General features: G+C 73.1%; 18 protein-coding genes. 8 read left to right on the top strand and 10 right to left on the bottom strand.

Annotated elements, in window-relative coordinates; translation table 11 throughout:
• Window positions 1-163: 163 nt before the first annotated feature.
• The 7 genes from Sdi02f_RS00275 to Sdi02f_RS00245 form a co-directional block, all read right to left on the bottom strand.
• Window positions 164-1,579, bottom strand: a complete 1,416-nt coding sequence (locus tag Sdi02f_RS00275) for an 8-oxoguanine deaminase (protein ID WP_108932472.1) — start codon at window positions 1,577-1,579, stop codon at window positions 164-166.
• Window positions 1,580-1,651: 72 nt separating this feature from the next.
• Complete coding sequence (locus Sdi02f_RS00270; RefSeq protein WP_030403419.1) at window positions 1,652-3,088, bottom strand: nucleobase:cation symporter-2 family protein; 1,437 nt, start codon at window positions 3,086-3,088, stop codon at window positions 1,652-1,654.
• A gap of 65 nt (window positions 3,089-3,153) precedes the next feature.
• Window positions 3,154-4,089 carry a factor-independent urate hydroxylase gene (pucL, locus tag Sdi02f_RS00265; protein ID WP_030403418.1) on the bottom strand — a complete coding sequence of 312 codons (936 nt, stop codon included), beginning with the start codon at window positions 4,087-4,089 and terminating at the stop codon, window positions 3,154-3,156.
• 7 nt (window positions 4,090-4,096) lie between these two features.
• The gene (gene uraH, locus Sdi02f_RS00260) at window positions 4,097-4,498 is read right to left on the bottom strand and encodes a hydroxyisourate hydrolase (protein WP_030403417.1); all 402 of its coding nucleotides are present in this window, start codon (window positions 4,496-4,498) and stop codon (window positions 4,097-4,099) included.
• A 2-nt stretch (window positions 4,499-4,500) separates the two neighbouring features.
• Window positions 4,501-5,010, bottom strand: coding sequence for a 2-oxo-4-hydroxy-4-carboxy-5-ureidoimidazoline decarboxylase (uraD, locus tag Sdi02f_RS00255; protein ID WP_030403416.1), 510 nt, complete (start codon window positions 5,008-5,010; stop codon window positions 4,501-4,503).
• 149 nt (window positions 5,011-5,159) lie between these two features.
• Window positions 5,160-5,528 (bottom strand): helix-turn-helix domain-containing protein, encoded by a 369-nt coding sequence (locus Sdi02f_RS00250; protein WP_030403415.1) that lies wholly within the window; start codon window positions 5,526-5,528, stop codon window positions 5,160-5,162.
• On the bottom strand, window positions 5,525-5,791 hold the full coding sequence (locus Sdi02f_RS00245; RefSeq protein WP_037799143.1) for a YkoF family thiamine-binding protein: 267 nt from the start codon (window positions 5,789-5,791) through the stop codon (window positions 5,525-5,527). The genes Sdi02f_RS00250 and Sdi02f_RS00245 overlap by 4 nt, the downstream gene beginning before the upstream one ends.
• Window positions 5,792-5,932: 141 nt before the next feature.
• Here Sdi02f_RS00245 and Sdi02f_RS00240 point away from each other — a divergent pair, with 141 nt between their 5' ends.
• The 5 genes from Sdi02f_RS00240 to Sdi02f_RS00220 all read left to right on the top strand — a co-directional run bounded on the left by Sdi02f_RS00240 (window position 5,933) and on the right by Sdi02f_RS00220 (window position 10,806).
• Window positions 5,933-6,772 (top strand): TIM barrel protein, encoded by an 840-nt coding sequence (locus tag Sdi02f_RS00240; RefSeq protein WP_030403413.1) that lies wholly within the window; start codon window positions 5,933-5,935, stop codon window positions 6,770-6,772.
• Between the two features lie 48 nt (window positions 6,773-6,820).
• Complete coding sequence (locus Sdi02f_RS00235) at window positions 6,821-7,711, top strand: 2-hydroxy-3-oxopropionate reductase (RefSeq protein ID WP_030403412.1); 891 nt, start codon at window positions 6,821-6,823, stop codon at window positions 7,709-7,711.
• A gap of 205 nt (window positions 7,712-7,916) precedes the next feature.
• Window positions 7,917-9,380, top strand: coding sequence for a catalase (locus Sdi02f_RS00230; RefSeq protein WP_108932471.1), 1,464 nt, complete (start codon window positions 7,917-7,919; stop codon window positions 9,378-9,380).
• Between the two features lie 453 nt (window positions 9,381-9,833).
• A complete protein-coding gene (locus Sdi02f_RS00225) occupies window positions 9,834-10,079 on the top strand; it encodes a hypothetical protein (protein ID WP_030403410.1) in 246 nt (81 codons plus the stop codon).
• A gap of 82 nt (window positions 10,080-10,161) precedes the next feature.
• The gene (locus tag Sdi02f_RS00220; RefSeq protein WP_108932470.1) at window positions 10,162-10,806 is read left to right on the top strand and encodes a TIGR04222 domain-containing membrane protein; all 645 of its coding nucleotides are present in this window, start codon (window positions 10,162-10,164) and stop codon (window positions 10,804-10,806) included.
• 87 nt (window positions 10,807-10,893) lie between these two features.
• Here the strand turns inward: Sdi02f_RS00220 and gcl are convergent, their stop codons facing one another.
• On the bottom strand, window positions 10,894-12,678 hold the full coding sequence (gcl, locus tag Sdi02f_RS00215) for a glyoxylate carboligase (protein ID WP_030403408.1): 1,785 nt from the start codon (window positions 12,676-12,678) through the stop codon (window positions 10,894-10,896).
• 155 nt (window positions 12,679-12,833) lie between these two features.
• Between gcl and Sdi02f_RS00210 the strand changes: the two genes are divergently transcribed.
• Window positions 12,834-13,511 (top strand): hypothetical protein, encoded by a 678-nt coding sequence (locus Sdi02f_RS00210; protein ID WP_031086994.1) that lies wholly within the window; start codon window positions 12,834-12,836, stop codon window positions 13,509-13,511.
• Between the two features lie 19 nt (window positions 13,512-13,530).
• Here the strand turns inward: Sdi02f_RS00210 and lbuL are convergent, their stop codons facing one another.
• Window positions 13,531-15,144 (bottom strand): linear/branched/unsaturated fatty acid:CoA ligase LbuL, encoded by a 1,614-nt coding sequence (gene lbuL / locus Sdi02f_RS00205; protein WP_031086995.1) that lies wholly within the window; start codon window positions 15,142-15,144, stop codon window positions 13,531-13,533.
• The gene (ibuL, locus tag Sdi02f_RS00200; RefSeq protein WP_108932469.1) at window positions 15,141-16,817 is read right to left on the bottom strand and encodes an isobutyrate:CoA ligase IbuL; all 1,677 of its coding nucleotides are present in this window, start codon (window positions 16,815-16,817) and stop codon (window positions 15,141-15,143) included. The genes lbuL and ibuL overlap by 4 nt, the downstream gene beginning before the upstream one ends.
• Window positions 16,818-16,941: 124 nt before the next feature.
• On the opposite strand from ibuL, the gene Sdi02f_RS00195 reads away from it, so the two are divergent.
• Entirely contained in the window at window positions 16,942-17,784 is an 843-nt protein-coding gene (locus Sdi02f_RS00195) for a helix-turn-helix transcriptional regulator (protein ID WP_030403404.1), read from the top strand.
• Window positions 17,785-17,891: 107 nt separating this feature from the next.
• A complete protein-coding gene (locus Sdi02f_RS00190; RefSeq protein WP_108932468.1) occupies window positions 17,892-20,723 on the top strand; it encodes an ATP-binding protein in 2,832 nt (943 codons plus the stop codon).
• Window positions 20,724-21,034: the final 311 nt, after the last annotated feature.

The raw sequence follows: 21,034 nt of genomic DNA, 5'->3' as shown, positions 1-21,034 counted from the left end.
CGTTCGGGGAAACGGGAGACCTATCCGGGGCGTACGCGCTGGGGCGCACGCCCCGGAGTCGGTCACCGTGGACCCCGCTCGGGTCCACGGTTACCGGCCGGGAGCCGTCCCTCCCGGCCGGAGATCAAGTGGTGTTCTGTTGTGCGGGCGCCGTGCGGGGTTCTCAGCCCTGCGCGGCGATCCGTGCCAGGCGTCGTGCCTCGTCCCGGGTGGAGCGGGCGAGGGCGTCCTCGTCGACGGTGAGCAGCCTGCCGTCCTCGACGATCTGACGGCCGTTCACGAACGACGCCGTGACCGGGGCGGCGGCGCCGAAGACCAGGGCGGTCACCGGGTCGGTGATGGCGGAGTGGGCGAGGGTGTCCATCCGCCACAGCACCAGGTCGGCGAGCTTGCCCGCCTCCAGGGAGCCGGTCTCGGCGGCCCGGCCGAGGACCCGGGCGCCGCCGTGGGTGCCCAGGCGCAGCGCCTGGCGGGCGTCGAGGGCGGACTCGCGGTGGGCGCCGAGGCGGTTGATCAGCAGGGCGTTGCGCAGTTCGGTGTGCAGTTCGCCGGACTCGTTGGAGGCGGTGCCGTCGACGCCCAGGCCGACCGGGACGCCGGCGGCGAGCAGGTCGGGGACCCGGGCGATGCCCGCGGCCAGGCGGGCGTTGGAGGAGGGGCAGTGGGCGACGCCGGTGCCGGTGCGGGCGAAGGCGGCGATGTCGGATTCGTTCATGTGGACGCAGTGCGCCATCCACACGTCCTCGCCGAGCCAGCCGGTGGACTCGAAGTAGTCGGTGGGGCCCATGCCGAACAGCTCGTGGCAGAACTTCTCCTCCTCCACCGTCTCCGAGCCGTGGGTGTGCAGCCGTACGCCGAGCCGGCGGGCCAGTTCGGCGCCCTGGCGCATCAGTTCGGTGGAGACGGAGAAGGGCGAGCAGGGGGCGACGGCGACCTGGGTCATCGCGTCGAAGGAGGGGTCGTGGTGCTCCCGGACGGTGGCCTCGGTGGCGGCCAGCGCGTCGTCCAGGCTCTCGACCGCGAAGTCGGGCGGCAGTCCGCCGTCGGACTCGCCGCGGTCCATGGAGCCGCGGGCGAGGGTGAAGCGGACGCCCATGTCGCGGGCGGCGCGGACGATCGCGCCGGACAGGTCGCCGGCGCCGCGCGGGTGGATGTAGTGGTGGTCCGCGGCGGTGGTGACGCCGCCGCGGGCCATCATCGCCAGCGAGCCCTGGGCCGCTGTGCGGGCCATCGGCTCGTCGATGCGCGCCCAGGTCGGGTACAGGGCGACCAGCCACGCGAACAGGTTGTGGTCGGTGGCCAGGCCCCGGGTGAGCCACTGGTAGAAGTGGTGATGGGTGTTGACCAGGCCGGGGGTGACCAGGTGTCCGGTCGCGTCGATCCGGCGTACGACGTTCTCCAGGCCCTCGGGTGCACGCCCCGCGCCGACCGACTCGATCCGGTTGCCGGCGAGGACGACATGGCCCGAGGCGTACTCGGTGTCGTCCGCGTCGACGGTCGCGACGGCGCAGTTCTCGACGACGATGCGATCGGGTGCCGTCCCGGCGGCGACGCGATCGGCTGCCGCTGATGCTGCCATGCTGCTTCCTTCTCTGTCTGCGCGGCCCGTGGACGGGGAGTCGGATGTCCACGGGGAGGGCACGGCAGGACCCTAGGAGGATTTGAGTGCCGGGGCCGCGTGGCGGCTCCGGGTGCCGAGGTGGTGAAAGAACAGGTTGAGGGCGACGGCGACGATCGCCCCGGCACTGATGCCGGAGCCCAGGACGGTCTGGGCCCAGGCGGGGAACTCGGCGTAGAAGGTCGGCGCGGCCAGCGGGATGATGCCCGCGCCCAGCGCCACGGCGACCAGGATGATGTTGGAGCTGTCGTCGAGGCCGGCCTCGGAGAGCGTACGGATGCCGCTGACCGCGATCGAGCCGAACAGCACGATGCCCGCGCCGCCGAGCACCGGCATCGGCACCAGCGAGACGACCGCGCCGAGGACCGGGAAGGCGCCGAGGACGAGCAGGGTGGCGCCGGCGACGGCGACGACGTAGCGGCTGCGCACCCGGGTGAGGGAGACGACGCCGACGTTCTGCGCGAAGGCGGAGGTGGGGAAGCCGCCGAAGACGGGGCCGATCAGGGTGGCGAGGCCGTCGGTGCGCAGGCCGCGGGTGATGACCTTGGCGTCGGCGCGGCGGTCGCAGATCTCGCCGAGGGCGAGCATGCCCGCGGACGACTCCGTCATCAGGACCAGCATGACGATGCACAGCGACAGGATGGCCGCGGGCTGGAACTCGGGGGCACCGAAGGCGAAGGGGGTGGGCAGGGCGGCCACCGGCGCGGAACGCAGGGCGCCGAAGTCGGCCATGCCGAAGGGGACGGCGACCAGGGTGCCGATCAACAGGCCGAAGAGCAGCGCCACTTGCTTGACGAAGCCCTGGCCGAAGCGCTGGATGACGAGAATGACCGCGAGGGTGAAGGCGGCGAGCGCGAGGTTGCGCATCGAGCCGAAGTCCGCGGCGGCCTTGTCGCCGCCCTGGGCCCAGCCGACCGGGACGGGCATCAGCGTGACGCCGATGAGGGTGATGACGACACCCGTGACCAGGGGCGGGAAGAAGCGCAGCAGTCTGCCGAAGAACGGGCCGACGGCGAGACAGAAGACGCCGGCGACCATCACCGCGCCGTAGACGGCGGGGAGTTGGCTGCCCTTCGCGTTGGTCTCGACGATGGCGAGGATGGGCGCGATGCCGGCCGAGGAGGCGGCGTTGACGAACGGCAGGCGGTTGCCGACGAAGCCCTTGACGCCGAGCGTCTGGAGCAGGGTGGCGACGCCCGCGATCAGCAGCGAGGCGGCGATCAGCCGGGTGCGGCCCTCGATGTCCAGGCCGCAGGCCTGGCCGATGATGAGCGGAGGAGTGACGACGCCCGCGTACATGGCGGCGATGTGCTGGAGCGCGGCGGGAACGAGCCGCGAGGGGTGGAGCTTCTCGTCCACCGGGTGCACGGACGTGACGGCGTCCTCGGTGTGCACCGGCGGGGTGGTACAGGGGCCGGCGGCCGGGGCGGAACCCTGGCCTGTGACGGGCCCTTTCGCAGGCTGTGCCATGGTGAATCCTCCGGTGTGCCGCGCCGCCGGCCCCGGGGGGCGGGGCCGGCGGCGCGCGTACCGCGTCAGAGGTTGGTCATGTCGACCGGGATGAGTTGCTCGGCGCCGTCGCGCAGGATGGTGGCCTCGATCAGGCCGTAGGGGCGGTCGGCGGCGTAGTACACGGCGCCGTCCTTGGCCTCGTTGTCGATCCCGAAGGGCGACAGGTCCGAGCGGAAGTGGTGCTTGTTGGGCATCGAGAAGCGGATCTCGTCGACCTCGTCGCGGGAGTTGAGCACCCGCACACCCATCTCGAAGAGGGTCTGCTGGAGCGAGTACGAGTAGGTCTCGGCGAACGCCTGGAGCGCGTGCTTGCGCACCCCGTTGTAGGAACGGTCCCAGTCGGGGGCGTGCGAGTCGATGCCGTCCCAGTTGTGCCGCCACCAGGTGGAGACGGTGGTGGCCAGGATGCGGTCGTGGTCCTCCGGGAGGGTGGTGTACTTGTCCTTGAGGAAGCCGAAGAACTCGGAGTTGGTGGAGTTCAGGACGGTCAGGTCCTTGAACCCGGAGAGCACCTGGATGCCGTGGCCGTCGTAGGTGATCTGCGCGACGCGGGTCTCCTGGCCGGTGCGGACGAAGGAGTGCGCGATCTCCTCCGCGCCGACGAAGCGGGCGCCGCCCTTCGAGGTCTCGATCCGCTCCCAGCCGTACTCCTCGATGCGGATGCGGGCCCGGTGGATCGGCTCGTTGTTGTCGACGAAGTGGCGGGCGAGCTTGACGCCGAGGTCCTCGGCGCTCTCGATGCCGTGCTCCTTGGCGAAGGCGAACACCGTGTTCTTGGTGGTGTCGGTCGGCAGGACGTTGGCGTTGGAACCGCTGCGGTGGACCTCCTCCATGTCGCCGGACAGGGCGACGGAGACGTTCAGGTCCTTGATGTGGTGCGTGTCGCCGTCACGCGTGATCTTGACGACGCGGTTCTCTGCCTTGCCGTACTGGTTCTGTCCCAGGACGAAACGGGTCATGTGTCGGTCAGCTCCCTCGGTAAACGGAGTAGCCGAACGGGTTGAGCAGCAGCGGAACGTGGTAGTGCTCGCCGGGCACCACCGCGAAGGCGATGGTGACTTCGGGGAAGAACACGGGCCGGCCGTTCTCGCTGTCCCGGAGCGCGGGGGCGTCCTGCTGGGCCGCGGCTTGTTTCTTGGCGAAGTACGTCTCGGTGTCGTACACGAGCCGTACGTGGGTGGTGCCCTCCGGCAGGGCCGGGAGGTCCTTGCACCGGCCGTCGGCGTCGGTCGCGGAGCCGCCGAGTGCCCGCCAGTCCGCGTCCGCCCCCGAGCGGGCGGCGAGCCGGACGGCGACGCCCTCGGCGGGACGGCCGACGCTGGTGTCCAGGATGTGCGTGGACACGGAGGCGGTGGTGCTGGTGCTCATGGTCAGGCGTCCTGTTCGACGAGTCGGGTCAGGCGGATGCGGTTGATCCTGCCCAGTTCGGTGCGGACGATCTCCCGCTCCTGCTCGGGCGAGTTGCCGATCCGTTCCTTGACCGCGTCGCGCATCTGCTCGCCGGTCCGGCCGGTGGCGCAGATGAGGAAGACGTGGCCGAACTTCTCCTGGTAGGCCAGGTTCAGTTCGAGCATCTCCGCCTTGAGTTCCTCGGCGGCGCCGGCCATGCCCGCCTGTTCGCGGGACGATGTGGGGTCGCCCGGCTTGGGGCGGCCGATCGGCGGGTGCCCGGCCATCGCCTCCGCGAGGTCCTCGGCGGTCAGTCGGGCCATGGCGGCGTCGCTGGCGGCGTACAGGTCCTCGGGGGTGGCGAAGGGGCGGGCGGCGAGCAGTTGCCGGGCCCATGCCGTGGCGGCGCACGCCTCGAGGAGTTCGGCGCGTGCCGAGGACTCCTCGAGGGTGTTGAAGCGGGCCAGGCCCGTCGCGGAAGTGGACGTCACGGGAGCCTCCGTGGCCTTGTGCTGAGCGGGCGTGCCGATAGCTAACGCCCTCGGAAACAAGCCGTCAACACTTTGTTGAAAATTTGGGGTCAGAAAAGCCGCCGCCCGGTGACCGGACGGCGGCTGGAGGTGCGGGGGAACGGTGCCGCTCAGGTGTTCTTCTCGCGGTTGAGGTAGTTGTACACGGTGAAGCGGCTGACGCCGAGGGCGCTCGCGACGGTCTCCACGCCGTGCCGTACGGCGAAGGCGCCGCGCGCCTCCAGGGCCCGTACGACCTCCTGCTTGGCCCTGCGGTCGAGCTCGGCCAGCGGCCTTCCCTCCCGGCGCTCCATGGCGGCCAGGATGTGGTCCAGGGAGTCGGCGAGCTGGGGCAGGCGCACGGCGACGACGTCGGCGCCCTCCCAGGAGAGCACGACGTCCTCCCGGCCGGCCTCGTCCGGGGGCAGCATCTCGCCGCCCATGGCGTCGACGAGGGGTTTGACGGCGGCGACGAACGGCTCCTCGGCCGGGCCGGTCACCGCTCGACCTCACCCTCGGCGCCGTCCCCGACCACGTTGACCTGGAGCGAGATCCGGGTGGCGCCCGCCTCCAGGGAGCGGCGCAGCAGCGCCTCCACGGCACTCAGCACCTGGTCGGCGCCGCCCTCGGCGGTGTTGCCGAACGGGCCGACGTCGACGGCGTCCAGTTCGGCGGCCTCGACGACCTCCCGGGCCACCACCGCGTGGGCGGGCGCCTCGTCCAGGTCGAAGGGTTCGGTCGTGAACTCCACTCTCAATCGCACGCGGTCAACCTAACGCGCGGCGAGCGCGTTGCGCCGCCCCCTCTTGACAAGGGCGACACTCCCCGGGCAATCTTCCATTAAGCAGAAACGAACTTCCGTAATACGGAAACACCCTCGACACGGAAGGGAGCGCGGCACCCGATGGGATTCGCAGACCAGCGCTTCAACGTCAACCTGTCGATCCTCTTCACGGAACTCCCGCTCCTGGAGCGCCCCGCGGCCGCCGCCGCGGCCGGCTTCACCGCGGTCGAGCTGTGGTGGCCCTGGATCGACGCGCCCACCCCCGAGCAGTCCGAGCTCGACGCCCTCAAGTCGGCGATCGAGGACGCGGGCGTCCGGCTCACCGGGCTGAACTTCTACGCCGGACGGCTGCCCGGCCCCGACCGGGGCGCGCTGTCGCTCCCCGGCGAGGAGTCGGACCGCTTCCGCGCCAACATCGACGTGGCCGCCGACTTCGCCCGGTCGCTGGGCTGCACGGCGCTCAACGCCCTGTACGGCAACCGCGTCGAGGGCGTGGACCCGGCCGAACAGGACCGGCTCGCGCTGGAGAACCTGGTGCTGGCGGCCCGCGCGGCCGACCGGATCGGCGCGATCCTGCTGATCGAGGCGCTCAACAAGCCCGAGTCGCCGCGGTACCCGCTGGTGTCGGCACCGGCCGCGATCGAGGTCGTGGACAAGGTCAACGCGGCCACCGGCCTCGGCAACGCCAAGTTCCTCATGGACCTCTACCACCTGTCCATGAACGGCGAGGACCTGCCGCAGGTGATCGACGCGTACGCCGCGAAGACCGGACACGTCCAGATCGCCGACAACCCGGGCCGCGGCGCCCCCGGCACCGGCACCCTCCCGCTGGAGGAACTGCTCGACCGACTGGCGAAGGCCGGGTACGAGGGCTGGGTCGGCCTGGAGTACAAGCCGGGCGACGGCCCGAGCGCCGAGTCCTTCTCCTGGCTGCCGGCCGGGGCCCGCGCGGCCCGCTGAGCGCCACCCGCAGAACTTTTCTCAGAGATCGCCAGAGAGGTACCCATCATGAGCACGCTCCCCAAGGTCGCCTGGATCGGACTCGGCATCATGGGCTCGCCCATGTCCGAGAACCTGATCAAGGCGGGTTACCAGGTCACCGGCTTCACGCTGGAGCAGGAGAAGCTGGACCGCCTGGCCGCCGCCGGCGGCACCGCGGCCGGCTCGATCGCCGAGGCCGTGCGCGACGCCGACGTGATCGTCACCATGGTGCCCGCGTCGCCGCAGGTCGAGGCCATCGCCTACGGTCCCGACGGCATCCTGGAGAACGCGAAGTCCGGCGCGCTGCTGGTCGACATGTCCTCCATCACCCCGCAGACCTCGGTCGACCTGGCCGCGGCCGCCAAGGACAAGGGCGTGCGCGTCCTGGACGCCCCCGTCTCCGGCGGCGAGGCCGGTGCCGTCGAGGCCGTGCTGTCCATCATGGTCGGTGGCGAGCAGGCCGACTTCGACGAGGCCAAGCCGCTCCTGGAGGCGCTCGGCAAGACCATCGTGCTGTGCGGTCCGCACGGCTCGGGCCAGACCGTGAAGGCCGCCAACCAGCTCATCGTCGCCGTGAACATCCAGGCGTGCGCCGAGGCCGTGGTCTTCCTGGAGAAGTCCGGCGTGGACCTGAAGGCCGCCCTGGACGTGCTCAACGGCGGTCTGGCCGGCTCGACCGTGCTGACGCGGAAGAAGGACAACTTCCTGGCCCGCGACTTCAAGCCGGGCTTCCGCATCGACCTGCACCACAAGGACATGGGCATCGTCACCGACGCCGCCCGCAACGTGGGTGCCGCGCTGCCGGTGGGCGCCGTGGTGGCCCAGCTCGTCGCGTCGCTGCGCGCCCAGGGCGACGGCGGCCTGGACCACTCGGCCCTGCTGCGGGCCGTGGAGCGCCTGTCCGGCGCCCAGGTCTGACCGTCGTCGCACCCACCCGATGACCTCCGGGCGGCGCCGCCGCTGACACCTGTCCTGTCGCGCCCGAGCGGCGGCGCCGCCCGGAACCCACTTCAACAAACTGTTGACGTGCCCTCGCCCCAAATCTAGGCTCCACGAAGCGGAAACAACTTTCCACCATGTGATCCGCTGAACCCCTCGTCTGCAAGGCCACGGAAGGTCCACGATGTCGCAGCGCGTGCTCACCACCGAGTCCGGCGCCCCGGTCGCCGACAACCAGAACTCCGCTTCCGCCGGCATCGGCGGCCCCCTCCTGATCCAGGACCAGCACCTCATCGAGAAGCTCGCCCGCTTCAACCGCGAGCGCATCCCGGAGCGCGTCGTGCACGCCCGCGGCTCCGGCGCCTACGGCCACTTCGAGGTGACCGACGACGTCAGCGGCTTCACGCACGCCGACTTCCTGAGCACGGTCGGCAGGCGCACCGAGGTCTTCCTGCGCTTCTCCACCGTGGCCGACTCCCTCGGCGGCGCGGACGCGGTCCGCGACCCGCGCGGCTTCGCGGTGAAGTTCTACACCGAGGAGGGCAACTACGACCTCGTCGGCAACAACACCCCGGTGTTCTTCATCAAGGACCCGATCAAGTTCCCCGACTTCATCCACTCGCAGAAGCGCGACCCGTTCACGGGCCGTCAGGAGCCGGACAACGTCTTCGACTTCTGGGCCCACTCCCCCGAGGCCACGCACCAGGTCACCTGGCTGATGGGCGACCGCGGCATCCCGGCCTCGTACCGCCACATGGACGGCTTCGGCTCGCACACCTACCAGTGGACGAACGCCAAGGGCGAGTCCTTCTTCGTCAAGTACCACTTCAAGACCGACCAGGGCATCCGCTGCCTGACCGCCGACGAGGCCGCCAAGCTCGCGGGCGAGGACCCGACCTCGCACCAGACGGACCTGGTGCAGGCGATCGAGCGGGGCGTGTACCCGTCCTGGACGCTGCACGTCCAGCTCATGCCGGTGGCCGAGGCGGCGAACTACCGCTTCAACCCGTTCGACGTGACCAAGGTGTGGCCGCACGCCGACTACCCGCTCCGGCGCGTGGGCCGGCTGGTCCTCGACCGCAACCCGGACAACGTCTTCGCGGAGGTCGAGCAGGCGGCGTTCTCCCCGAACAACTTCGTCCCGGGCATCGGCCCCTCCCCCGACAAGATGCTCCAGGGCCGCCTGTTCGCCTACGCGGACGCGCACCGCTACCGCCTGGGCGTCAACCACACCCAGCTCGCGGTGAACGCCCCGAAGGCCGTGCCCGGCGGCGCCGCCAACTACGGCCGCGACGGCCTGATGGCGTCCAACCCGCAGGGCCGCCACGCCAAGAACTACGAGCCGAACTCCTACGACGGCCCGGCCGAGACCGGCCGCCCGCTGGCGGCCCCGCTCCCGGTGTCCGGCCACACCGGCACCCACGAGGCGCCGCTGCACACCAAGGACGACCACTTCGTCCAGGCCGGCGAGCTGTACCGGCTGATGAGCGAGGACGAGAAGCGGCGCCTGGTCGCGAACCTCGCCGGCGGCCTGTCCCAGGTCTCCCGCAACGACGTGATCGAGAAGAACCTCGCGCACTTCCACGCGGCCGACCCCGACTACGGCAAGCGCGTGGAGGGGGCGGTCCGCGCCCTGCGCGAGGACTGACCCACCGGCTCGCGCACGGAACCCGGCGGGGAGGCCGGGGCCGTGTGCGCGGCCCGCGCAGGCACCGAAGCGGCCCGGATGAGGGGTGACCGCCAGGTGCCGGCGCGGGCAGGGCGAGGACCGCGGCGGCCAGCGAGCCAGTGCGGTGGTGAAGGGCGGGAACGTTCCTCCTACGACCTGAGGGGAGGAGCCGTTCCGGCCCGTCGCACCGCCGCGGTCCCAGCCACCCGCCTCCCACACCGGGAGGCCCCCCGAGCCCCGTCCGGCGGCGCGAACGACCTGTCGCGCCCAGCCTCGCGCCGCCGGACGGACACCACGTGGAGAGATCCTCGGCACGCACCCTCACCGAGCACCTTCACCGGCCGACGAGCGCCGGATGCGGACGGTCCCGCATCCGGCGCTTCCCCGCGTTCACCGGGTGCGGATTCCCCTCCCGCGCAGCAGCCTGGAGACATGGCAACGGCACACCCACCCGAGCAACCGCACATCGTCGTCCACTCCCCCGCGCTCGACGGCTCCCGCCGGGTCACCTCCGGGGACGAGACCCTGGGCGTCGCCTCGCACATCGACGACGTCGCCGAACTGCTGCGCCTGGCCGACCTGTACGTGACCGACGTGGAGGGCAGCGACCTGGTCGAGTGGCAGGGCGGCGGCCCGGAGGACTGGCCGGGGCTGCACGAGCACCAGGAGCACGACTGACACCGTTGCGGACGAGCGCGCGTAGGAGTCCCCCGCGGCGGGCACAACCCCGTCACGGCACGGGGCGCACGGGGGTGGGGTCGTGGACGGTGGCACGGACATCGAGTGGGAGCCGCACCAGATCGCGCTGCTCGCCGGCGGGCCGCCGGGCGCCGTCACGGTGGCGTTGGTCGCCCTGCACCTGCTGGGCGCCGTAGAGAACGGACCCCGCAGGACGCTGTGCGCGGCGGGACCGGAGCCGGAGGGGCTGGGCCCCTTCGAGGGGGCGGTCCTCGACTGCCTCCACGAGCCGCGGACCGCGCGCGAGCTGGTCCGGCACCCGGACGTGCGCCTCGCCCTGGCCCTGACGCGGATCCCGCTGGCCGAGGGCGGGCTGCTGGGCCACCCCCGGCTGAGACCGACCAGGAGCGCCCGCCGGAGGGTGGAGTTCTGGCGGCAGCGGCACCCGCTGCCGACGGTCAGGCACGGGCTGACCGACGACGACACGCTGCTCGCGGTCGCCCTGCACGGCGATGTGGCCCTGAGGCTGCTCCTGCCGCGCTTCGCGCTGCGGACCGGGCTGGCGGCCCCGGGCACGGCGGCCGACGGGGTGCGCTTCTCCCTGGGCCGGGGCAGGTTCCTGAGGTGGCGCGACGCGTACGAGGACTCCGTCTCGGGCGACTGGGGCGGCACGGGCCACGGGGACCAGGCGGGCGGCTGCGGCTCGGGCGGTGGCGGGTCGGACTGAGCGCGCGGGCAGGCGGCCCGCGCACACGGGAGAGCGGCCCGTCCCCCGGGGGACGGGCCGCTCTCGGTGCGCTGCGGGCCGGGCGGGTCAGACCTTCAGCGGCTTGACCGCGGTCGGGGCGTGGCCCGGCTCGGTCGCCAGCTCCTCGAACTCCACGACGTTGCCGATGTCGTTGGTGCCCGACATGGAGATGTTGGTGACGCGCTCCAGGATCGCCTCGACGACGACCGGCACCCGGTGCTCGGCGGCCAGCTTCTTGGCCTGCTCCAGGGCCGTGCCCAGCTCGTTCGGGTCGGTCACCCGGATCGCCTTGCAGCCCAGGCCCTCGGCGACCTTGACGTGGTCGACGCCGTAGACGCCCAGCTCGGGCGAGTTGATGTTCTCGAACTCCAGGTTGACCTGGAAGTCGATGTCGAACGCCCGCTGCGCCTGGCGGATCAGGCCCAGGTAGGAGTTGTTCACCAGGACGTGCACGTAGGGGATCTTGTGCTGGGCGCCGACGGCCAGCTCCTCCAGCATGAACTGGAAGTCGTAGTCGCCGGAGAGCGCCACGACCTGGGCGTCCGGGTCGGCCTTGGCGACGCCGAGGGCGGCCGGGACGGTCCAGCCGAGCGGGCCGGCCTGGCCGCAGTTGATCCAGTGCCGCGGGCGGTAGACGTGCAGCATCTGGGCGCCGGCGATCTGGGAGAGGCCGATGGTGGAGACGTACCGGGTCTCCGGGCCGAAGGCCTTGTTCATCTCCTCGTAGACGCGCTGCGGCTTGATCGGGATGTCGTCGAAGTGCGTACGGCGCTGGAGGGTGGCCTTGCGCTCCTGGGCCGAGGCGGCCCACGCGGAGCGGTCGGGCAGCCTGCCGGCCGCCTTCAGCTCCTTGGCCACCTCGACGAACAGCTCCAGGGCGGCCTTGGCGTCGGAGGCGATGCCGTAGTCCGGGGCGAAGATCTTGCCGATCTGGGTGGGCTCGACGTCGACGTGGACGAACTTCCGGCCGGCCGTGTAGACGTCCAGCTTGCCGGTGTGGCGGTTGGCCCAGCGGTTGCCGATGCCGAGGACGAAGTCGGACTCCAGGAAGGTCGCGTTGCCGTATCGGTGCGAGGTCTGCAGGCCGACCATGCCGGCGTTCAGCTCGTGGTCGTCGGGGACGATGCCCCAGCCCATCAGGGTCGGCACGACCGGGGTGCCGGTCAGCTCGGCGAACTCCACGAGCAGGTCGGCCGCGTCGGCGTTGATGACACCGCCGCCGGCCACGATCAGCGGGCGCTCGGACGCGTTGAGCAGGCCGACGGCCTTCTCGATCTGGGCGCGGGAGGCGGCGGGACGGTAGACCGGGAGCGGCTCGTAGGTCTCCGGGTCGAACTCGATCTCGGTGGTCTGGACGTCGATGGGCAGGTCGATGAGGACCGGGCCCGGGCGGCCGGAGCGCATCAGGTGGAACGCCTGCTGGAAGACGCCCGGGACCTGCGCGGCCTCCAGGACGGTGACGGCCATCTTGGTCACCGGCTTGGCGATGGAGGCGATGTCGACGGCCTGGAAGTCCTCCTTGTGGATCACCGCGGTCGGCGCCTGGCCGGTGATGCACAGGATCGGGATCGAGTCGCCGGTCGCCGAGTAGAGACCGGTGATCATGTCGGTGCCGGCCGGGCCCGAAGTGCCGATGCAGACACCGATGTTGCCCGGGTGGGTGCGGGTGTAGCCCTCGGCCATGTGCGAGGCACCCTCGACGTGGCGGGCCAGGGTGTGCTGGACACCGCCGGACGCCTTGAGCGCCGCGTAGAAGGGGTTGATCGCCGCGCCCGGCACACCGAACGCGTCGGTGACGCCCTCGCGCTTGAGAATCTCAACTGCCGCTCGGGCAGCGGTCATACGAGCCATCGAGTACTCCTGCTCCGGCTGTCGGATTCGCACTCCCGTCGCGCCCCGCGGTGAGCTTCTTCCGTAGCAACTTCCGTATAGCGAAATTTGTTTTCTACGATCTGGAAGTAATGTAAGTGGGCAGCCCGGGGCCGTCAAGAGAGGACGATGGGGACATGTCCGGGACCATCTCGGTGTGCTGCACCGCCTGCGGGCGCCGGCACCGCTACACGGCACCGTCGTACCCCTGCGCGTGCGGGGCGCCCGTCGCCCCGGAGCTGGACCCGCGCGCCTCCGCGACCGCGGTCACCCACCGCACGTGGGACGAGGAGTGGATCGGGGTGCGCTGCGCGGCCTGCGGAACCGAGAGCCGGTGGCCGCGGCCGGAGCTGGGCTGCCCCTGCGGGACGGTGCTGTGCGTGCCGGTCGACCCCGCGGCGGCGGGCCGGGCCGGGCGCACCCCCGGCTCCCGGGTTCCGGCGCACCGGACCGTCCCGGTGCGCACCGCCCGCGACGCGGTCACCGCGGCGGTGCTCTACCTGCGCGGGCTGGGTCACCGGGACGTGCGCCGCGCCGATCAGCCGCCCCTGTCCGGCATCGGGCTCGCCGCGCCCGGCCTCGTCGTCCAGGTGGATCCGACGGTGGGCCCGGCCTCGGTGCGGGACGTGGAGTGCCTGTGGCTGACGGCCATGGCGGAGTCGGCGCTCGGCCTGTACTTCTCGCTCGCCGGGTACACCGAGGACGCCCGCGCCCGGGCCGACCTGCTGGACCTGCCGCTCTTCGTGCTGGACCCGACGGGGGTGTCGCGCCCGGTCAACGCGCCGGCCGTGGCGCTGGACGCCACGGCCGGCTGAGTCGTCGAGGTGCGGGGGGCTACGGGTGGGCGGCGTACCGCTCCCGCAGCTCCACCTTGCGCACCTTCCCCGAGACGGTCATCGGGAAGGAGTCGAGGAGCTGGAGGCGGCTGGGCACCTTGTAGTGGGCGAGCTGCCCCTCGCAGTACGCCCGCAGCTCCTCCAGCGTGAGCGGGTCGGCGGCGTCGCGCGGGACGACGCAGGCCAGCACCTCCTCGCCGTAGCGCTCGTGCGGTACGCCGACGACCTGCACGTCCGCGATCTTCGGGTGGCCGTACAGGAACTCCTCGACCTCGCGCGGGTAGATGTTCTCGCCGCCCCGGATGATCATGTCCTTGATGCGGCCGACGATCTCCACGTATCCGTCCTCGCGCATCACCGCGAGGTCGCCGGTGTGCATCCAGCGGCCCGCGTCGATGGCCTCGGCGGTCTTCTCGGGCTCCTCCCAGTAGCCGAGCATCACGCTGTAGCCGCGGGTGCGCAGTTCGCCCGCGTCGCCGCGCGGCAGGGTCACGCCGGTGACCGGGTCGACGACCTTGACCTCGATGTGGGGCAGGACGCGGCCGACGGTGCCGGTGCGGTGTTCGAGGTCGTCGTCCATGCGGGTCTGCAGCGAGACCGGGGAGGTCTCCGTCATGCCGTAGCAGATGGACACCTGCTCCATGTGCATCTCGGCGACCACCCGTTTCATCACCTCCACCGGGCAGGGGGAGCCCGCCATGATGCCGGTGCGCAGGGAGGTGAGGTCGTAGGAGGCGAAGTCCGGCAGGTTCAGCTCGGCGATGAACATGGTCGGGACGCCGTACAGGGAGGTGCACCGCTCCCGCTGCACCGCCTCCAGCGTGGCCGCCGGTTCGAAGGAGGGGGCCGGGATGACGATGCAGGCGCCGTGCGAGGTGGCGCCCAGGTTGCCCATCACCATGCCGAAGCAGTGGTAGAAGGGCACCGGCAGACACACCCGGTCCTGCTCCGTGTAGCCGACCGTGCGGCCCACCCAGTAGCCGTTGTTGAGGATGTTGTGGTGGGAGAGGGTGGCACCCTTGGGAAAGCCCGTCGTGCCGGAGGTGTACTGGATGTTGACCGGGTCGTCGCAGCTCAGCTCGGCGGCGAGCGCGTCGACCCGCTCCTGCGGCACCGCGGCGGCGCCCGCCGTGAACGCGTCCCAGGACGGGTCCGCGAGGTAGACCGTCTCGCGCAGCGCCGGGCACCGGCCGCGGACCTGTTCGACGATCGCCCGGTAGTCGCTGCTCTTGTGGGCCAGGGAGGCGACCAGCAGGGTGATGCCGGACTGCCGCAGGACGTACTCCAACTCGTGCGCCCGGTAGGCCGGGTTGACGTTCACCATGATGACGCCGATACGGGCGGTGGCGTACTGGACGAGGACCCACTCGGGGCAGTTGACCGCCCAGATGCCGACCCGGTCGCCCTTGGTGACGCCCTTGGCGAGCAGGGCCCGCGCCACCTCGTCGACGGCGGCGCCGAACTCGGCGTAGGTCCAGCGCCGTCCGGACGGCACGTCGACGAGGGCCTCGCGGTCCGGGTGGGCGGCGACCGCGCGGCCGAGGTCGGCGCCGACGGTGTCGCCGAGGAGCGGGGTGGTGCTGGTGCCGTGGGCGTAGGAGAGCGCGGTCACCGGAAGTCCTCCTCGCGGTACTCGGCGGTGGAACCGGCCGCGGTCGCCTCGCGCAGTTCGATGCGGCGGATCTTCCCGGAGACCGTCTTGGGCAGCTCGCCGAACTCCAGGCGGCGCAGCCGCTTGTAGGGGGCGAGGGTCTGGCGGGAGTGCTCGAAGAGGACCTTGGCGGTGTCGGGTCCCGGCTCCCAGCCCGCCGCCAGCACGATGTACGCCTTCGGCACCGCGAGGCGCAGTGCGTCCGGGGCGGGCACGACCGCGGCCTCGGCGACCGCCTCGTGCTCCAGCAGGGCGCTCTCCAGCTCGAAGGGGCTGATCTTGTAGTCGGACGCCTTGAACACGTCGTCGGCCCGGCCCACGTAGGTGAGGTAGCCGTCCTCGTCGCGCGCGCCGATGTCGCCGGTGCGGTAGTAGCCGCCGGCCATCGCCTCGGCGGTGCGGTCGGGGTCGCCGTGGTAGCCGGTCATCAGGCCGACGGGGCGGTCCGACAGGTCCAGGGCGATCTCGCCCTCGGCGGCGCCGGGCGCGCCGGTGACCGGGTCGAGCAGCTCGACGCGGTAGCCGGGGCTGGGACGGCCCATCGAGCCGGTCTTCAGCACCTGGCCGGGGCTGTTGGAGACCTGCACGGCGGTCTCGGTCTGCCCGAAGCCGTCCCGGATGGTCCGTCCCCACAGGCGGCGGACCCGCTCGATCACCTCGGGGTTGAGCGGCTCACCGGCGGCCACGACCTCGCGCGGCGGGGTGGCGAGCCGGGTGAGGTCGGCCTGGATGAGCATGCGCCACACGGTCGGCGGGGCGCAGAAGGTGGTCACCCCGGCCCGGTCCATCGCGGCCATCAGGCGGCCCGCGTCGAACCGGGTGTAGTTGTACAGGAAGACGGTCGCCTCGGCGTTCCACGGCGCGAACAGGTTCGACCAGGCGTGCTTGGCCCAGCCGGGCGAGGAGATGTTCAGGTGCACGTCGCCGGGCTTCAGCCCGATCCAGTACATGGTCGCCAGGTGACCGACGGGGTACGACACGTGGGTGTGCTCGACCAGCTTGGGGCGGGCGGTGGTGCCGGAGGTGAAGTACAGCATCAGCGGGTCGTCGGCGGCGGTGGGGCCGTCCGGGGTGAAGGCGTCGGAGGCGCCGTACACGTCCTCGTAGGCACGCCAGCCGGGGGCCGTCGTGCCGCCGCCCACGGCGATGCGCGTGTAGTCGCCGGGCACGTCGTCGAACTTGCCGGTGTCCTCGGCGCGCGCGACCACGTGCCTGACCCGGCCGCGGTCGACGCGGTCGCGCAGGTCGGCGGGGCCGAGCAGCGTGGTCGCCGGGATGACGACCGCGCGCAGCTTCATCGCGGCCAGCGCGGTCTCCCACAGCTCCACCTGGTTGCCGAGCATCACCAGGATGCGGTCCTCGGGTCCGACCCCCCACTCCCGCAGGCGGTTGGCGACCCGGTGGGAGCGGGCGGACATCTCGGCGAAGGAGACCCGGACCTCGCGGCCGTCCTCCTCGACGATGTGCAGGGCGGTGCGGTCGTTGCCGTCGGCGATGACGTCGAACCAGTCCAGCGCCCAGTTGAAGTGATCGGGACGGGGCCACCGGAACCCCTCGTGGGCGGCGGTGTAGTCCTCGCGGTGTTCCAGCAGGAAGTCCCGTGCGCTGCGGAACTGCTCCGTGGCCGTCGTCATCTGTCCTCCTCGGTGCCGGACCTTGCCGGGCGGCTCCGTGCCATCGTCTAATCCGTGATGTGGGTCTCACTACCCCCGAACGGGGGTGTGCGTCCCGGCACGATCGCGAAGGAGGGCGGGACGAGTGGCGGTGGACGCGGCGGAGGCGGCCCAGATCCGCAGCGCGCTGGTGCGGCTGCGGCGTACGACCGGGCTGCCCGTCGCCTTCGGCGGTCTGGTCGAGTCCGGGCAGCGCCAGGTGCGCATCAGCGAGCTGAGCGGCACGGCCACGGGGGCGCTCAGCGCGCTGGCGGTGACCTCCGGCAACGGGCTCGGCGGACGGGCGGTGGCGCTGTCGCGGCCGTGCGCCGTGACGGACTACTCCGTCTCGCGGCAGATCAGCCACGAGTACGACCTGCCGGTCGCCGCCGAGGGCCTGCGCTCGGTGCTCGCGGTGCCCGTGGTCGTACGGCGCCGGGTGCGCGGCGTGCTGTACGGCGCCCTGCGCACGGCCCAGCCGCTGGGCGACCGCACGCTGGGCGCGGCCGTCGCGGCGGCGCGGGACGCGGAGCAGGCGCTGGTGCTGCGGGACGAGGCGGACGAACTGCTGGCGGCGGCCTCGCCCCCGTCGGCGCCCGCGTCCGGGCCGGCCGGCGGCGCGGCCTGGGAGCAGGTGCGGGAGGCGCACGCGGCGCTGCGGGCGCTGGCGCCGCGGATCGCGGACCCGGCGCTGCGGGACGAGCTGCTGCGCGCGTGCGGCCTGCTGGCGGCCGGGGACGGCCCCGCCCCGGGGCCGAGGCTGGCGCCGCGCGAGGTGGACGTGCTGGCCTGCGTGGCCGCGGGCGCGACGAACGGGGCGGTGGCCGAGCGGCTCGGGGTGGGCCCGGAGACCGTCAAGAGCTATCTGCGCTCGGCGATGCGCAAGCTGGGCGCCCGCACCCGCACGGAGGCCGTCGCCGTCGCCCGCCGGACGGGGTGGCTGCCGTAGGACCCGGACCGGGTGCGCGGGCCCGGCCCGCCCCGTCGTCCCTCCGTGGGGCGCTGCCCCGGTGCCTAATATTGGCCCGGACACGACACACGGAGGGAGCGGTCACCGTGCCACGGGACTTCGCGGAGGCAGCCGGTTGCCGCTCCGACCTGGTGATCGGGCGGGAGGAGTCGTTCGGCGCGGCGCGTGAGCAGCTCTCCCGGGGCGGCAGTGTGCTGCTGCACGGTCCGGCGGGCATCGGGAAGTCGACGGTCCTGCGCACCCTGGCCGCGGAGTACGCCCGCTCCGCGCACACCGTGCTGCGCTGCTCGGCCACCGAGTCCGAGTCGCACCTCCCCTTCCTCGCCCTCGCCGACCTCCTCGGCCTGGTCCTCGGCGACGTCGCGCACGCCCTGCCCGCCGCGCAGCGCACGGCGCTGGAGTCGGCGCTCACCGGCCGCGGCGAGTCCACCCTGCAGCGGGACGGGCTCGCGCTGCGGCTGGCGGTGCTGTCCGCGCTGCGCGCCCTGGCCGACGCGGGGCCCGTTCTCGTGGTCGCCGACGACCTGCAGTGGCTGGATCCGGCCAGCGCGGAACTCCTCGGCTTCGCCGCCCGCCGCCTGGGCGACACGCCGGTACGGCTGCTGTGCGCGGTGCGCACGGAGGGGCCGGAGACGCGGGACGCGGAGTACGACCGCCACCTGCGCGCCTCTCCCCCGGACACCCGCGCGGTGCGGCTGGGGCCGCTGACCCGCGCCCAGGTGTCGGCGCTGCTGGACGAACGCGGCTACACGGGCCTGCACCGTTCCACCGTCCGGGACATCCACCGCACCAGCGGCGGCAACCCGCTGTTCGCCCTGGAGCTGGGCCGGGCCCTGGCCGAGAGTCCCGCCGCACCGCGCCCTGGCGAGCCGCTGCCGGTGCCGACCTCGCTGCGCGCCCTGGTCCTGTCCCGCCTGGAGATGCTCTCCGACGAGGCGCGCCGCACCCTCCTGGTGGCCAGCGCCGGCGCCCGCCCCACCCCGGCGCTGCTGCACGCGGCCGGGCGGGAGAACGCCGAGGCGGAGACCGCGCAGGCGGCCGCCCTGGGACTGCTGGCGCCCGACCCGGAGGGCCCGGCCGTGCGGTTCGCGCACCCGCTGATCTCGGCGGCGTTGTACGCCGAGGCCCCGGCGCCCGAGCGGCGGGCCGCGCACGCGGCGCTGTCCACGGCCGCCTCCGACCCGATCGAACGGGCCCGGCACCTGGCGCTGGCCACCACCGGCACCGACCCGCGGGTGGCGGCGCGACTGGCGGAGGCGGCCGCGCTGGCCCGGGACCGCGGGGCGCCGTCGGTGGCCGCCTCGCTGGGGCTGCTGGCCGCCCGCCGCACCCCGGCGGAGGGCACCCCGGGCCCGGACGAGCGCCGGCTCACGGCCGCCGAGGACGCCATCACCGCCGGAGAGCCGGACCTCGCCCGGGACGTGGCCCGCGAGGTGCTGACCCGGGCCACGGCGCCCGGCGAGCGGGTGCGGGCGTGGATGGTGGTGATCGAGGCGGCCGGACAGGCGATCGGCGAGGTCGACGCCGTCTTCCCGCAGGCGCTGGCCGACGCGGGCGACGACCCGAGGCTGCTCGCGCTGGTCCACTACCAACTGGCCTGGCGCTCCCTGGTGGTGCAGGGCGACTTCGCCCAGGGCCGGGAGGACGCCGCGCACGCGGCCCGGCTGGCGGCGCGGGGCGGGGACCGGCGCACCGAACTGCTGGCGCTCGCGTTCCAGGCGCAGTCGGAGACGCTGATGGGCCACCCGGACGCCGCGGCGACCATCCGGCGGGCGCTGGAGGAGCCGCAGGACGCGCGGGTGGCGTGCCACCACAACGGGGCGGGCTCCTCCCGGTTCCGGTGGCTGGTGATGAGCGACCGGCTGGCCGAGGCGCGGACCACGGTCACCGCGCTGCTGCGGGAGGTGCGCCGGCGCGGGATGGCCGAGAGCGAGGTCCACTACCTGCGGTTCCTCGCGGAGACCGAACTGCATTCGGGCCACTGCGGCCGGGCCCTCGAACTGTCCCGCGAGAGCCTGACCCTGGCGCGCGACGCGGGCATCGGGGAGGGCGCGGGCGTGATGCAGGGTGCCCTCGCCGAGGCCGCGGGCGGCGATCCGCAGCGGGCGCTGGAGCTGGCGCGGGAGGCGGTGCGGCGGACGGAGGAGGACGGCGACGCCGTGTACCTGTCGCGGGCGCTGGCCGCGCTCGGTCACGCGCACCTGGTGACGGGCGACGCGGCGGCGGCCGTACGGGCGCTGCGCCGGGTGCGGGAGCTGGAGGCGGGGGCGGGGATCACGGACCCGGCGCGCGGCCGGTGGCAGGGCGACCTCGCGGAGGCGCTGGTGCGCACCGGGCAGCCGGCCGAGGCGATGGACGTCATCGAGGTCACCCGGGCGCACGCGCTGCGGCTGGGGCGCCGGAGCGTGCTCGCCGTCCTCGACCGCTCGGAGGCGCTGGTGCGGGCGGCGCGGGGCGAGCACCGGGCGGCGGTGACGCGGCTGACGTCGGCGCGCGAGCACCTGGCCGCCCTGGGCTTCGGGCTGGAGGAGGCGCGGGCGGTGTTCGCGCTGGCCGAGCTGCACGCCGAACGGCCGGGGCGCGCGCCGGAGACGGCGTCGTACGACGAGGCGGCGCGGCTGTTCCGGCGGTGCCGGGCGCTGCCCTGGCTGCGGCGGGTGGAGGCGGCCGTCGCGGCGCGGACGGCGGAGCCGGGTCCGGCGCGGGCGGCCGAGCCGGACCGGCTGGCGGGGCTCGCCGCGATGGAACGCCAGGTGGCCGCGCTCGTCATGGAGGGCTCGACCAACCGGGAGGCCGCCGCGCGGCTGTTCGTCAGCGTCAAGACCGTCGAGGCGACGCTGACCCGGGTCTACCGCAAGCTCGGGATCCGCTCCCGGGTCGACCTCGTGCGGCTGGCGGCGGGCGGGCGCGGCGACTGAGCACGCTCGGGTTTACGGCCGCCGGACCGAGGGTTTTCCCTGTCCGCCGCCCCTTAGGGGGTTCCCTCATTGGGCCGCCGGACCGCCGGTTCTAGCGTGAGCACGTGCCGCCGGCCCGGGCACGCGGGGGCCTGTCCCGAGACCCCCGTCCCACCCCCCACCCCGGGCCACCCCCACCGGCGACCGTCCGAGGAGTCTCATGTCCGGGCCCACCCGTTCCAGACCGACCGCCGCCCCGGCCTTCGCCCGCGGCACGGACACCTGCCAGGGCGAGTGCGGCGGACCCCCGCGTGCGGGGGGCGCCCTGGCAG

The organism is Streptomyces ardesiacus (assembly GCF_003112575.1).
GTDB classification, from domain to species: Bacteria; Actinomycetota; Actinomycetes; order Streptomycetales; family Streptomycetaceae; genus Streptomyces; species Streptomyces ardesiacus.
This window is presented reverse-complemented; position numbering and strand designations above follow the sequence as displayed.